The sequence below is a fragment of the Kitasatospora brasiliensis genome (assembly GCF_032654805.1).
In the GTDB taxonomy this organism is placed as follows: Bacteria; Actinomycetota; Actinomycetes; order Streptomycetales; family Streptomycetaceae; genus Kitasatospora; species Kitasatospora brasiliensis.
Genome location: NZ_JAUOOW010000003.1, coordinates 541,771 through 554,938, shown reverse-complemented (window position 1 = coordinate 554,938; position 13,168 = coordinate 541,771). Strand labels below are relative to the sequence as shown.

General features: G+C 73.3%; 14 protein-coding genes. 8 read left to right on the top strand and 6 right to left on the bottom strand.

The window, feature by feature from the left end; all coding sequences use genetic code 11:
* The first annotated feature begins 66 nt into the window (after positions 1-66).
* From QWJ13_RS14605 to QWJ13_RS14580, 6 genes are all read left to right on the top strand, one after another.
* A complete protein-coding gene (locus QWJ13_RS14605; RefSeq protein WP_316524571.1) occupies positions 67-1,332 on the top strand; it encodes a M48 family metalloprotease in 1,266 nt (421 codons plus the stop codon).
* 41 nt (positions 1,333-1,373) lie between these two features.
* Positions 1,374-1,796 (top strand): MarR family winged helix-turn-helix transcriptional regulator, encoded by a 423-nt coding sequence (locus tag QWJ13_RS14600; protein WP_316524568.1) that lies wholly within the window; start codon positions 1,374-1,376, stop codon positions 1,794-1,796.
* A gap of 161 nt (positions 1,797-1,957) precedes the next feature.
* Positions 1,958-3,151, top strand: coding sequence for a PP2C family protein-serine/threonine phosphatase (locus QWJ13_RS14595; RefSeq protein ID WP_432277507.1), 1,194 nt, complete (start codon positions 1,958-1,960; stop codon positions 3,149-3,151).
* Positions 3,152-3,445: 294 nt separating this feature from the next.
* Positions 3,446-3,778 carry a type VII secretion target gene (locus QWJ13_RS14590; RefSeq protein ID WP_316524566.1) on the top strand — a complete coding sequence of 111 codons (333 nt, stop codon included), beginning with the start codon at positions 3,446-3,448 and terminating at the stop codon, positions 3,776-3,778.
* A gap of 2 nt (positions 3,779-3,780) precedes the next feature.
* Positions 3,781-5,040, top strand: a complete 1,260-nt coding sequence (locus QWJ13_RS14585) for an amidase domain-containing protein (protein ID WP_316525183.1) — start codon at positions 3,781-3,783, stop codon at positions 5,038-5,040.
* A 4-nt stretch (positions 5,041-5,044) separates the two neighbouring features.
* Positions 5,045-5,491, top strand: a complete 447-nt coding sequence (locus QWJ13_RS14580; protein WP_316524564.1) for a hypothetical protein — start codon at positions 5,045-5,047, stop codon at positions 5,489-5,491.
* 56 nt (positions 5,492-5,547) lie between these two features.
* Here QWJ13_RS14580 and QWJ13_RS14575 read toward each other — a convergent pair whose 3' ends face one another.
* From QWJ13_RS14575 to QWJ13_RS14560, 4 genes are all read right to left on the bottom strand, one after another.
* Positions 5,548-6,324 carry a GNAT family N-acetyltransferase gene (locus tag QWJ13_RS14575; protein ID WP_316524562.1) on the bottom strand — a complete coding sequence of 259 codons (777 nt, stop codon included), beginning with the start codon at positions 6,322-6,324 and terminating at the stop codon, positions 5,548-5,550.
* Positions 6,325-6,433: 109 nt separating this feature from the next.
* A complete protein-coding gene (locus QWJ13_RS14570) occupies positions 6,434-7,216 on the bottom strand; it encodes an SDR family NAD(P)-dependent oxidoreductase (RefSeq protein WP_316524561.1) in 783 nt (260 codons plus the stop codon).
* Positions 7,217-7,375: 159 nt separating this feature from the next.
* Positions 7,376-8,107 (bottom strand): MIP family channel protein, encoded by a 732-nt coding sequence (locus QWJ13_RS14565; RefSeq protein WP_316524559.1) that lies wholly within the window; start codon positions 8,105-8,107, stop codon positions 7,376-7,378.
* 239 nt (positions 8,108-8,346) lie between these two features.
* A complete protein-coding gene (locus tag QWJ13_RS14560) occupies positions 8,347-9,276 on the bottom strand; it encodes an NADP-dependent oxidoreductase (RefSeq protein WP_316524557.1) in 930 nt (309 codons plus the stop codon).
* 149 nt (positions 9,277-9,425) lie between these two features.
* Here QWJ13_RS14560 and QWJ13_RS14555 point away from each other — a divergent pair, with 149 nt between their 5' ends.
* Entirely contained in the window at positions 9,426-10,799 is a 1,374-nt protein-coding gene (locus QWJ13_RS14555; RefSeq protein WP_316524555.1) for a helix-turn-helix transcriptional regulator, read from the top strand.
* Positions 10,800-10,824: 25 nt separating this feature from the next.
* Complete coding sequence (locus tag QWJ13_RS14550; RefSeq protein ID WP_316524553.1) at positions 10,825-11,262, top strand: protein-tyrosine phosphatase family protein; 438 nt, start codon at positions 10,825-10,827, stop codon at positions 11,260-11,262.
* 292 nt (positions 11,263-11,554) lie between these two features.
* Here the strand turns inward: QWJ13_RS14550 and QWJ13_RS14545 are convergent, their stop codons facing one another.
* Together QWJ13_RS14545 and ureG are read right to left on the bottom strand one after the other, a co-directional pair.
* On the bottom strand, positions 11,555-12,526 hold the full coding sequence (locus QWJ13_RS14545; RefSeq protein WP_316524549.1) for an urease accessory protein UreD: 972 nt from the start codon (positions 12,524-12,526) through the stop codon (positions 11,555-11,557).
* Positions 12,523-13,143 (bottom strand): urease accessory protein UreG, encoded by a 621-nt coding sequence (ureG, locus tag QWJ13_RS14540; RefSeq protein ID WP_316524547.1) that lies wholly within the window; start codon positions 13,141-13,143, stop codon positions 12,523-12,525. Before ureG ends, QWJ13_RS14545 begins: the two co-directional genes overlap by 4 nt.
* Positions 13,144-13,168: the final 25 nt, after the last annotated feature.

Sequence of the window (13,168 nt, the reverse complement as noted above, 5' to 3'; positions counted from 1 at the left end):
TGCGGTAGGAGATGCTGAATCGCCGTACGTCGCCGCCGCGCCCCGACCGGAAGAGCAGCCCACGCCATGAACACCGTCCCGGAGCCCGCCACCCCGGACGCCATCCCGGACCGCCCGGACGCCACCCCGGACCGCGCCCCCGCCGGAGCCCCCGCCGAGGACTTCACCCCCGCCGAGCGCGCCCGGGGCCGCGCCCTGCGCCGCGCCCAGCTGCCGTGGGCGCTGGGCGGGCGGCTGGCGGGCCTGGCCCTGACCCTGCTCCTGGGCCTCACCCCGGCCGGCGCCGCCCTGGTGACCGCCACCGGCGGCTGGTTCGGCGGCTCCCGCACGGCCGGGGTGACGGCCGGCGCGACGGCCCTGGTGCTGCTCGGTCAGGCGCTGCGGCTCCCGTTCGCCGCCGGCGCGCGAACCGTCCGGGCCCGATACGGGCTGGTGACCCAGGGCTGGGCCGGCTGGGCGCTGGACGCGGTGCGCGGCCTCGCGCTGACCCTGGTCCTGCTCCTCCCGCTCGCGCTCGGGCTGTTCGCCCTGACCGCCTGGTCGCCGCAGCGCTGGTGGCTGCCGGCGGCGGGCGCGGCGGCGCTGCTGACGGCCGCGCTCTCCTTCCTCCACCCGCTGCTGATCGAGCCGGTGTTCAACCGCTTCACCCCGATGCCCCCGGGTGAGCAGCGCACCGCCCTGCTGGCGCTGGCCGAACGGGACGGCGTCCGGGTGCGGGACGTCCTGGTGGCGGACGCCTCCCGCCGCACCACCGCGCTCAACGCGTACGTCTCCGGGTTCGGCGCGACCCGGCGGATCGTCGCGTACGACACGCTGCTGACCACCGCCGAGCCGCGTGAGGTGGAGCTGGTGGTCGCACACGAGCTGGGCCACGTCAGGCACCGGGACGTACCGGTCGGCACCGCGCTGGGCGCGGTCGGCGCGGCGCTCGCGGTGGCCGTGCTCGGTCTGCTGTCGACCTGGCGGCCGCTGCTGGACGCGGCCGGCGCGACGGACCCGGCGGATCCTCGGGCGCTGCCGCTGCTGGCGGCGCTCGCGGCGCTGCTGGGCGCGCTGTCGGGGCCGCTCCAGTGCGCGGTGAGCCGCCGGATCGAGGCCAGGGCGGACCGGCACGCGCTCGAACTGACCGGGGACGCCGAGCAGTTCGTGGCGATGCAGCGCAGACTTGCGGTGGCGAACGTCTCCGATGTCGACCCGCCGAGGGTGCTTGAGCTACTGTTCGCCACTCATCCGAGCGCGACCCGCCGGATCGCCGCCGCCCGCGCCTGGCAGTCCGTCCGGGGGCGAACCGAGCCGGAGCGAAGCGCGACCCCGGGGGAATCCGTTGTATAGTACAACAAATTTCGAGGGGATTTCGAGAAGATAGGAACGCCGTGCCCGGCCGCCAGTCGTCCATCGACACCATCCAGCGCGAGCTGACCGCCTTCGCCCGCCGTGCCCGGCACAAGGCCTCCCAGCTGCACCCCGACCTCTCCCTGGTCACGTACAGCATCCTCGATCTGATCACCGAGCGCGGCGGCTGCCGGGCCGCCGACGTGGCCGCGTACTTCATGCTCGACAAGTCCACCGTCAGCCGCCAGGTCACCGCCCTGGAGAAGCTCGGCCTGCTGGCCCGCGAGACCGACCCGGACGACCAGCGCGGCCAGATCCTGCGCGCCACCGAGGCCGGGCTCACCGTGCTCCAGGACGCCACCGAGCAGCGGCGGCTCGCCTTCACCACGCGCTTCAACGACTGGTCCGACGAGGACGTCGCCCGCTTCGCCGACTACCTGGCCCGCTACGGCGAAGAGGGCTGACCCGGAGAAGAGGGCTGGCCCCAGGGGAGAGGGCTGGCCCCGGGGAACAGGGCTGCCCCCGAGAACAGGGCCGACCCGGGCCTCCGGCGCGACGGGCCCGAACCCGAGCCCGAGGGCACCTCCGGGTGCGCCCGGCCGCCCCCACGGTGTACAGAGGAGGAGTGCCCCTCCGGCAGCGCCCCGATGCGCCGCACCCGCCGCGCACCCCGCATCCCCCCGGCCGCCGCCGCACCTGGCGGCCCGACCGCCGGGTGCTGACGGCGCTCACCCTCGCGCTGATCACGCTGATCACCGTGGTCGACATCCTCTCCCCGCCGGACATCCACCTCGGCCCGCTGCTGATCGTCGCCCCCGCCCTCACCGCCTCCTTCGCCGGCCCCCGGGCCACCGCCGGGGTCGCGGTGCTCGCGTTCGCCGCGCTCACCACGATCGGCGCCGTCCGGGACAGCCTGACCAGCGCCAACATCGAGAGCCAGCTGGGCGCGCAACTGATCGTCTCGGTACTGATCGTCGGGCTGCGGGTGCTACGCGAGCGGCACGAGCGGGAGCTGGCCCGGGTGCGCTCGGTGTCCGAGGCCGCCCAGCGGGTGCTGCTGCGCCCGCTGCCGGAGCGGATCGGACCGCTGCACCTGGCCTCCGTCTACCTGGCCGCCGAGGCCGAGGCGCAGGTCGGCGGCGACCTGTATGCGGCCGCCCGCACCGCCACCGGCACCCGGCTGCTGGTCGGGGACGTGCGCGGCAAGGGCCTGTCCTCGCTCGGCGACGCGGCCCTGCTGCTCGGCGCCTTCCGCGCCGCCGCGCACCTGCACGCGGAGCTGCCCGACCTGGCCGCCTACCTGGACGGCAGTGTCAGCTGGGACCTCGCCCAGCTCGCCGAGCAGTCCCGGCAGGCGCGTCTGTACCGGCCGGCCGCCGCGGACCGCCCCGAGGAGAGCGGCGAGTCCGGCGAGTCCTTCATCACCGCCGTCCTGCTCGACATCCCGGACGACGGCTCCCCGGTCCGCCTGATCGACTGCGGCCACCCGCCCCCGCTGCTGCTGCGCCCCGACGGCATCACCACCCTGGCCGCCCGCCACCCCGCCCCGCCGCTGGGGCTCGGCGAGCTCGCACCAACCCGGTACGAGGTGGAGAGCTTCCCGTTCCGCCCCGGCGACCGGCTGCTGATCTACACCGACGGCGTGATCGAGGCCCGGGACACCCAGCGGCGCTTCTACCCGCTCACCGAACGCGTCACCGACTGGCGTGCCGAACGCTCCACCGCCCTGCTCCACCGCCTCCGCCGCGACCTGCTCAACCATGTCGGCGGCCGAATGGACGACGACGCGGCGATGGTGGTGGTCGAGCGGCTGCCGTGAGGGGTTTCAGCGTTCAACTTTCAGCGTTCAACTTTCAGATGACAGATTTCGAAATCTGTCATCTGAAAGTTGAACGCTGTTCGCCGACCCCCCGAACCCACGAGCCCCGGCGCCCACAGTGCCCCCAGCGGTCCTGAACGTCCGGCCCGACCGTCCGACTATCGGCCTTCCGACGCCCCACCGTCGAGTTACCTTTCCATGACTTTCAGATGACTTTTTCCTTCCAATCCGGTCGCTACCATGACCGCACCCATGCCGATCAGGATCGGCACAGCCGGGTAGGGGGAAACGACCGTGAACCACATCCACGTCCGAACACATGCGCTGCGACAGTCCGCGAACGGCCTCACGGAGGCCGCCAAGTCCTTCGGACCCGCCGGTCACTGGCTCGACAACAGCCACACGGCCGCCGACACCATGTCTGCCTGGGACTCCGGCCCGGCGCTGAAGGACTGCGCCGAAGCCTGGCAGACCCACGTGAAGTCGGTCGTCGATCAACTCCACCTCTATTCATCGCAGTTGCATGACTCGGCGCACTCCTACGACCAGACCGACCAGGAGTACGCCCGCCGTCTCGGCGCGGCACTCGGCGATCTCGAAGGTCCGGCGACGGGGCAGCAGCCGTGACGATGACCATCGCGGCGCTCAAGGCCGCCAACAGCATCGCCGTCGACGCCGCCGCCGGCTCCTGGCTCGGCCTGTCCAAGCAGGCCTGGCAGGCCGTCAACGACATCCACGCCAACGGTGTCGACCCGCTCAAGGAAAACTGGAAGGACAAGGTCGGCGAGGCCGCCGGCCGCAGGCTCCAGGAGCAGGCCCAGATCCTGGAGGCCGGCGCGGACATCATGCGCGGTGTCGTCATGGTCCTGGACGGGCTGAGCGCCAGCATCACCCGGGCGAAGCTCACCCTGAACTCCGCCCTCGACATGGCCGAGCAGTACGGCCTGACCGTCGACGAGAGCACCGCCACGGTCCACGCCGGCGGCGGCGCGGCGTCCTCGAACGACAACGCCGTCCAGGAGATCGACGCGCTGCTCCAGGAGGCACTGCGCGAGGCCTCCCAGGCCGACAAGCTGGCCTCCGCCGAGCTGCGCAAACTCGCCGCGGCGACCTGCGAGACCGACCCGCACAAGGCGCTGGACGAGCTCCAGCGGGAGGCTTCCCAGACCGAACTGTCCATGTACACCGGGGACATACCCAGCGGGCAGGACCCCCGGCTGGTCGCCGACTGGTGGAAGGCGCTGACCGACAACCAGCGCAAGCAGCTGATGCTCTCCGACCCCGTGACCCTCGCCGGCCTCCCGGGCATCCCCGACGACGTGAAGGTGAACCTACGCGGCGGGCCCAACGCCAAGTACGACCGGGTGAAGACGGTGCAGTGGGCGCTGGAGCACTGGAACGACACCACCATCGACGTCTTCGACGACAACTGCACCAACTTCGCCTCCGAGGCGCTGCGCCAGGGCGGCGTGCACGCCAAGTGGGACCAGTGGTGGGGCTGGCGCGGTGACGACACCTGGGGCCGTAGCGACGACGCGGGCGGCGACTGGTTCGACCAGCGGCTCGACTACTCGAAGAGCTGGGCCGGGGCGCAGAACATGCACGACTTCATGATGCGCCACGGCGGTCAGGAGGTCCCTCCGGGCGAGGTGAAGCCCGGGGACATCGTCTACTACGAGGAGGACTCCGACCAGGACTCCCAGGACAAGAAGGGTGTCGTCCACCACACGGCGGTGGTGACGGCGGTGACTCCGGACGGGGACATCCGCTACACCCAGCACAGCGGCGGCCAGCAGAACGCGAGTGCGGGCGGCCGGATCGACAGCTTCCAGGAGCAGCGCGGGCACCAGAAGCTGCACTTCGTCCGCGTGAATCCGGACTGGTACTAGACGCATGAGCAACGAACAGCGCTCCCCCCGGTGGCTGCGGGCGGGCGGCCCGCTGCTGCTCGGCTGCCTCGGATGGGCGTGCGGGGTGCCGACGCTCGCCGCGGACGATGGGATCCGGCGGCTCGTGAGCCGCTGCCAGGACAGCCCCGGCGCCCCCGCCCACGTGCTGCCGCTCGCGTGGGCGGGGCTGGTGCTGGGTGTCGTCGCGGTGTGCTGGGGCGGTTGGCAACTCGCCACCGCGGTGCGGCGCAAGGCGCTCCGGCTGAGCCTCGGGCACGCGCTGCTGTGCCTGCTGCTGCCGGTGGCGGCGATCGGGGTGCCGTTCCAGTACGCCCTCGCGCAGACCGCCGCCCACGACACCGGGGCGCAGCGGAGCAGTTGCTTCGGGCTGGGGCGGCTCACCGGCCCGGCCGATCAGGCCACCGTCCGTCAAGTACGGCTCCCGGACTGATCGTTGCCGGACGAAACGCGCCCCGACCGCGCAAGGCCGCGCCAGTCCGGGCCGCGTCAGCCCAGGCCGCGCACGTACGGCGTCGTGGTGCTGAGCCGGGCGAAGCCGAGGCGCTGGAGGATGGGGCGGCTCTGGTCGCTCGCGTCGACCTGGAGGTACTCGTAGCCGAGGTCGGCCGCGAGGCGGGCGCGGTGGGCGACGAGGGCGCGGTAGATGCCCCGACCGCGCCAGTCCGGCGCGGTGCCGCCGCCCCAGAGGCCGACGAACCCGGTGCCCGGGATCAGCTCCATCCGGGCGCCGCTGACCGGTCGGTCGCCGGCCATCGCGACGATCATGCTGACCGTCCCGGTGCCGTTCCGCAGTTGTTCGAGCATCCGCTCGCGCAGGTTGGGGTGCTCGACGCCGAAGGCCTGCTTGTGGGCCTCCATCAGCAGGCCGACCCCGGCCTCGTCGGTCACCGGCATCAGCCGGACCCCCTCGGGCAGGGCCGATTCGGTGGGCAGGTCCGCGATCCTGGCGATCATCAGCGCCTCGGCCGGCTCCGGCGTGAAGCCGGCCGCCAGCAGTCGGGCGCCGAGGTCGGCGGGGCGGTCGTGGGAGTAGACCTTCCACTCGAACTCCAGCCCCAGCCCGGCGAAGTGGCGCACCTGCGCGGCGATCGCCGCGTCCGCCCCGGCCTCGTCGAGGCCGGACCAGACCACGCCGTTCCAGCTGTGCTCCGGGCCGACCTGCCGGACCACGGCGCCGTCGCGCTCGATGCGGCAGCCGGGGTCGGGCGGCGGGTTGCGTCGGAGCCGGTCGTCGAACAGGGCGAGCACTTCGTCATGATCCATCCGCCCACTCCACCACGACGCGGGCGGGCGCGCCATCGGGTTTCCGGGCCACCAGGCTTACGGGCCACCAGGCTTACGGGCCCCACCAGGCTTACGGGCCACCACCGCACTACTGGGCCAGGTACCCCCCGTCCACCGGCAGCACGACCCCGGTGACGAAGGACGCGTCGTCGGAGGCGAGGAAGAGGACGGCGGCCGCGACCTCCGCCGGATCCCCGAGCCGCCCCATCGGGTGCCGCTTCTCGATCTCCCCCAGGTACTCGGTGCCGCCGGGCTCGTCGTACAGCCGGGCGACGCGTTCGGTGGTGATGGTGCCGGGGGCGACGGCGTTGACCCGGATGCCGCGGTCCGCCCACTCGACGGCGAGGTGCTTGGTCAGGCCGGAGGCGACGAACTTGGCGGGCCCGTACACCGCTTGGCCGCGCTGGCCGGCCTCGCCGGAGATGGAGGACAGGCAGACGATCGAGCCGCCGGGCCGCTCCTGCGCGGTCATCTCCTCGATCGCGTACTTGCAGGTGAGGAACATGCCGCGGCCGTCCACCGCCATCACGTGGTCCCAGTCTTCGGCGGTGGCCTCGGTGATCTGCATCAGCGGGATGATCCCGGCGTTGGCGACCAGGACGTCCAGCCGTCCGTGCCGCTCGACGGCGGCCGCCACCATCCGGCGGGCGTCCTCCTCGCGGGCCACGTCGCCGACCACCGTGCTGACCGCACCCGGGAACCGTCCGGCCAACCGCTCCAGCCCGGCCGCGTCCACATCGGTGGCGACCACCGACGCGCCCTCCCGGACGAAGCGTTCGGCGACGGCCCGTCCGATGCCACTGGCCGCGCCCGTCACCACACAGGAGCGACCCGCCAGCCGCCCGCCATCTACCGTGCTCTCGCTCGACATGCGCCGGACTCTACCGACCGCGACCCCATCAGCCCACCCACCCGCCGCAGATCCGTCGGAGCAATGTGCCGCCGCCGGCCGCGCCGTCCCTCGACGCCGAAGCGGCGGCCGGGACCGTGATGACGGTCCCGGCCGCCGCTTCGGCCGTTGTGCCCGGGACTACACCCGCGCGTCGGTGGCCAGGGCCTCCGCCACCGGGAGGTTGGGCTGCGGGTGGGTCAGCAGGTGGACGCCCGCCGCCAGTGCGCCGCCGACCAGCGGGGCGAGCAGGAACAGCCACAGCTGGGAGAGCGCGTCGCCGCCGGCGAACAGCGCCGGGCCGAGGCTGCGCGCCGGGTTGACCGAGGTGCCGGTGAGCGGGATGCCGACCAGGTGGACGACGGCGAGGGCGATGCCGATCGGCAGCCCGTCGAAGCCGACCGCGGCCAGTCGGTGGGTGACCGCCAGCACGACGTACACCAGCAGGAAGGTGAGGACGACCTCGGTCAGGAACGCGCCGCCGGCGTTGATGTGCACCTGGGAGCGGTCACCCCAGCCGTTGGTGCCGAGCTTGCCGTGGGTCTCCAGCCCCGGTATCTGCTTGGCCAGCAGCAGGACGAGCGCCGCGCCGGCGATGCCGCCGAACACCTGCGCGATCCAGTAGGACACCGCGGTGCGCCCGTCGATCCGGCGGGCCAGCAGGAAGCCGAGCGTCACCGCCGGGTTCACGTGGCAGCCGGAGATCGGTCCGAGCGCGTACGCGAGCGCGAGCAGCACGAAGCCGAAGGCCAGCGCGATGCCGACCGGGCCGATCGCGTCCCCCGCGAGCACCGCGGCACCCACCGCCAGCAGAACCAGCAGCAGCGTCCCGAGGAACTCGCCGATCACCGCCCGCCTGTCCGTTCCACCCATACGCCTGGTCCTCCTGACCGTCAGGGCAGGCGGTCCGGTGCCGCCCACGTCCGGCCAACCCTGGTCGACCGTTCGGGGGACCGCATGTCGGCCGGACGGCCTAGCGCCGTGTTCACGGCGCGTCCGCCTGCCGAATTACTCCGAACGGATGAAACCGTACGAAAGTGTCGAGCATAATGCAAAACGGAAGTAAAACGGGCAGACACGGACAGGCCGGGCGGCGGATGGCTGTCGACACGTCAGACGGTGAGCACGATCTTTCCCCGCAGGTGTCCGGCCTCGCTGACCCGCTGCGCCTCGGCCGCCTCCGCCAGCGGGAACACCCGGTGCAGCGGCAGCCGCAGGGCGCCCGCCTCGTGCAGGGCCAGCGCGGCCGCGTAGGCCCGCTGGTGGTGCGGCTCGACGCCCTCGACACCGCCGTTGAACCGGACGCCGTGCTCCTGCCCGCCCACCACGTCGGCGATGGTCAGCACCCGGTCCGCGCTGCCCGTCAGCTCGATCGACAGCGGCAGCACCCCGCCCCGACCGGCCGCGTCCAGCGCCCGGTCCACCCCGCCCGGGGCCGCGGACCGCACCCGCTCGGCCAGGCCCTCGCCGTACGCCACCGGGATCGCGCCGAGTTCCCGCAGGTAGGCGTGGTTCGCCGCGCTCGCGGTGCCGACCACGGTGATCCCGCGCGCCCGGGCGAACTGGAGCAGCAGGGTGCCCACCCCGCCGGCCGCGCCGTGCACCAGCAGCGTCTCGCCGGGGCACACGCCCAGGACGTCGAGGACCCGCTCCGAGGTCTCGGCGGCCGTCGGGATCGCGGCGGCCTCCGCCCAGCCCAGTGTGGCGGGCTTGTGGGCCAGCGCCGCCGCGTCCACCAGCGCGTGTTCGGCGTAGGCGCCGCCCATCATGCTGCCGAACACCTCGTCGCCGGGCGCGAAGCCGCTCACCCCGGCGCCCACGCCCTCGACCACGCCGGACACCTCGACGCCCGGCACATAGGGGAAGACGACCGGGAACAGCCCGGCCAGCTCGCCGCTGCGCAGCCTGCGGTCCAGCGGGTTGACGCCCACCGCGCGGACCGCGACCCGGACCTGACCGGGGCCGGGAGCGGGCAGCTCGATCTCGATCGGGTGCAGCACGTCCGTGCCGCCGAACTGGGAGAAGGCGATCGCCTTGGTCATGGAAGGTCCTTCGATCTCAGGGGAGTTGACGTCTTGCGACGTGTTCCATCCTGCGACCGGGGCGGCGCACTACCGGCCGGCCCTTCGGACGGTTCGACCTGTCCGAACGGCCAGGCGGGACGGGCGGCGTCCGAACTAGGCTGGACGGCATGGACGGCACAGGTGGTTTCAGCGGCACGGGCAGCACGGACGAGGGCCAACGACTGCGCTGGGGCCGCCCCGAGGACGCGCTGGCGCGGGCCGTCGAGGTGCTGCGCACTCCCCGACCGAACCTGCTGAGGCGGCTGTCGGAGGTGCTCGACACCCTCGTCCCCCACGTGGCGCTGGTGCAGCTCAGCGGCGTCTGCACGTTCAGCCCCACGCTCGGCTACGGCCCGCCCGAGCTGACCGAGGCGATCAGCGCGCTGGACCTGTCCCGGCTCGCCGAACACGCGACCGGCACCACCTCGGACCGCCACCCCTGGCAGGGCGAGGCCGAACTCGCCGGGCACTGTCGGCCGGTGGTCGTGACCGCGACCACCCCGACCGCCGGCAGCAACGGAGCCGTCCTCGTCCTCCTCCGGTCGAGCGCCGAGCCGGCGGCCCCCGCCGCGCTCGCCGTCCTGCAACAGCTGTGGGACCTGGTGACCGCCCACTCCGACCACCGCGCCACCGACGCGGCCCCCACCCAGACCGCCGCCTCCCGCGCCTCCGCCAACGCCCGTGCCCGCGCCATCGCCGAGTTCACCGGCACCCACAGCGCCGCCCTCACCGCGATCCTGGCACCGCTGCGCTCCCCCGACCTGGACGACGCCACCGCCCGCCGCACCGCCACCGAGCTGGCCGTCACCGCCCTGCTCGACCTGCGCCAGGGCGCCGAACTGGACCGCACGCTCAGCGAGATGCCCGCCGCCGACGCCTTCGCCCAGCTGGTGCGCGAGCTGCGCCCACTGCTGCGGCACACCCCTGTCCGCCTCGATGTCGCACCCCCGGCGCAGGCCGACCGGTCCGTCCCGGCGGACGCCGCGCACACCGCCCGCGACGCCGTACGGGTGGCCGCGCTGCTGATGCTGGAGCAGGAGAAACCGACGCGGCTGCACGTGAGTTGGCAGTTCACGCCGGACGGCCTGCTGCGCGCCGTGGTCCGCGGCGACGGCCTCGGCCTGCTCACCGCCGACGCCCTCGCCGTCCACCGCACCGTCGACCGCATCACCACCCTCGGCGGACGGCACACCGTCGAGGCCGTTCCCGGCTGGGGCACCACGGTGACCGTCGACCTCCCCCTCGCCCTCCCCGAACCCGCCCTCGCCACCCGCCCGTTGGACGGCCTCCAGCCGCGCGAGCTGGAAGTCCTCGACCAACTGGCCCGAGGCCGCCGCAACCGGGACATCGCGACCGCGCTGCACATCAGCGAGTCCACGGTGAAGTTCCACGTCGCCAACATCCTCGCCAAACTCGACGTCTCCTCGCGCGGCGAGGCCGCCGCCCTCGCCCACCGCGCCGGCCTGCCGCGCGGGCCGGTGGGACTGCACGCGGCATCCTGAACACCCCGCCCCGAAAGAAGGCCGCATGACCGAACCGACCACCTGGGACCCGACCGCCCCCGGCATCCTGCGCCTGCCCTCCGGCCGCCTGCTGCGCGGCCGCGGCCTCAGCCGCCCCCTGACACCGGGCCCCCTCCCGACCTTCGGCTTCTACCTGCTGGGCCGACCGCCGAAGACCGTCGACTGGCCGAGCCGCTGGGTGCGCTGGCCCGACTTCCGCCTCCCCGCCGACCGCGCGGACGCCGCCGACGCCTTCCGCGAAGCCTGGGAACGCTCCGCCACCGAACGCGTCGAACTCGCCTGCGCCGGCGGCCACGGCCGCACCGGCACCGCCCTCGCCTGCATCGCCGTCCTGGACGGCGTCCCGGCGGCGGAGGCGGTCGCGTACGTGCGGGAGCACTACGACCGGCACGCCGTCGAGACTCCATGGCAGCGCAAGTTCGTGGAGCGGCTGGGGCGTTGAGGGGCAGAGAGGATCACCCCGCAACGGCTGGGGCCCGAGGTCTTCGCACGAAGGGCGGACGACCCGGCATGGCACGAGGTGCTCCTGCTGCTGGTCAACCAGGTGAGCGAGGCCGACGCGGGGAAGATTGTCGACCACCTGCTGGACCGGCGGGACGGGGACTCGCTGCTCCTGGCGATTCGCTCACTGGCCGAAGTCCGGAAGATCGGCATGCTGAACGCGCGGAGCGACAAGGCCCTACGACCGCCGCCCACGCCTCCAGGGGCTGCTCTCCTGGAAGTACCGGGAGGGGTCAGGTCTTGCGCAGGTCCGGCGCCGGTGCGCCGATCAGCAGCCGCCGCACCGCGTCCCAGGCGGCGCGCAGGGCGGCCGCGCAGGCGCGGGTGTCGGAGCCGAGCAGTCGCAGCCAGGCGCCGCTGTCCTGCGGCAGCACGCTCACCCCGGACAGCAGGCCCCCGTGGTCGGCCAGCGCCTCGTGCAGGACGTCGGCCACGCGAGAAGCCGGGGCGAGCGGGCTGAGGACGTACAGGCTGGACATCACGTCGTGGCCGGCCAGCACCGCCGGGCCGGTCACCCCGCCTCCCCCGTCCGCCGAGGGCTCCAGCCGTACGGTGTCCAGCGCCACCAACTCTCCTCCTGGGCGCCGCACTTCGAGATCGGAGGCGAACACCCGATAGGCGTTGCGCTCGCCCCGGGCGAGGCGGCCGGCCAGGACGGTCTCACCGGCCAGCACCGTCGCGTCGGGGTCGACGGTGAGGACGGTCCGCTGGTAGAGGCGGGAGTCGACGAAGGGGATCACCGGCTCGGGCAGGTACTCGACGTAGGCGCGCGGGCCGGCCGTCAGGTTGACCAGCTGCGTCGCGTAGTCGTGCTCCATCCGGTAGACCTTGGTGGCCGCCTGGGTGGTCAAGTGGACCGCCGTGTCGGCGCCGCAGTGGAGGTCGGTGCGGAGCCGGTCGGCCTGGAGGATGCCGCCGCCGGTGGACATCAGGAAGGTGACGGCGAGGTCGGGGCGGGCCGGGTCGAAGTACAGCGGGCGCATGATCTGCAACGGCGACTTCTGGTAGTGCCCGGTGAGTTCGGTCCGCCCGCCGATCCGCTCGAAGGCCAGCTCCAGCAGCCCGACCTTGCCGGGACGCCCGACCGCTAGGGTGTCGGGCGTCCCGGCGTGGCGTCGGACCTCGTACGGGACGCGGGCCGGCTCGTAGTGGCGCGGGTCGAGCCGGGGCACCGCCGACGCCGCCGCAACGGGAGTAGCCCTCACGCGGGAACCGTCCGGAAGGTTTCCAGGAAGGTCGCGATCTCCTCCAGCCCCTCCCCCGTCAGGCAGTTGGTGAGCACCACCGGACCGCCCTCGCGCACCCGGTGGGCGTCGGACTCCATCACGCCGAGGTCGGCGCGGACGTACTGGGCGATGTCGATCTTGTTGATGACCAGCAGGTCCGACTCGGTGATGCCCGGGCCGCGCTTGCGGGGCATCTTCTCGCCTTCGGCGGTGTCCAGGACGAACAGGAAGAGGTCCACCAGCACCGGGCTGAAAGTGAGCGTGAGGTTGTCGCCGCCGGACTCGAACAGCAGGGTGTCGACGTCCGGGAAGCGCTCCAGCATCTCGGCGCCGGCCGCGAGGTTCATCGTCGGGTCGTCCCGGACGGCGGTGTGCGGGCAGGCGCCGGTCTCCACGCCGACCACCCGCTCCGGGTCCAGCACGCCGGCCAGGGTACGGCGCACGTGCTGGGCGTCCTCCTGGGTGTAGATGTCGTTGGTGATCACCGCCGGGCGGTGGCCTCGGGCGATCAGCACCGGGACCAGCGCCTCGATCAGCGCCGTCTTGCCGGATCCCACCGGCCCGCCGATGCCCACACGGAGCACGTTCTCGGTCAACTCTCCTCCAAAATCTCCACGTTGT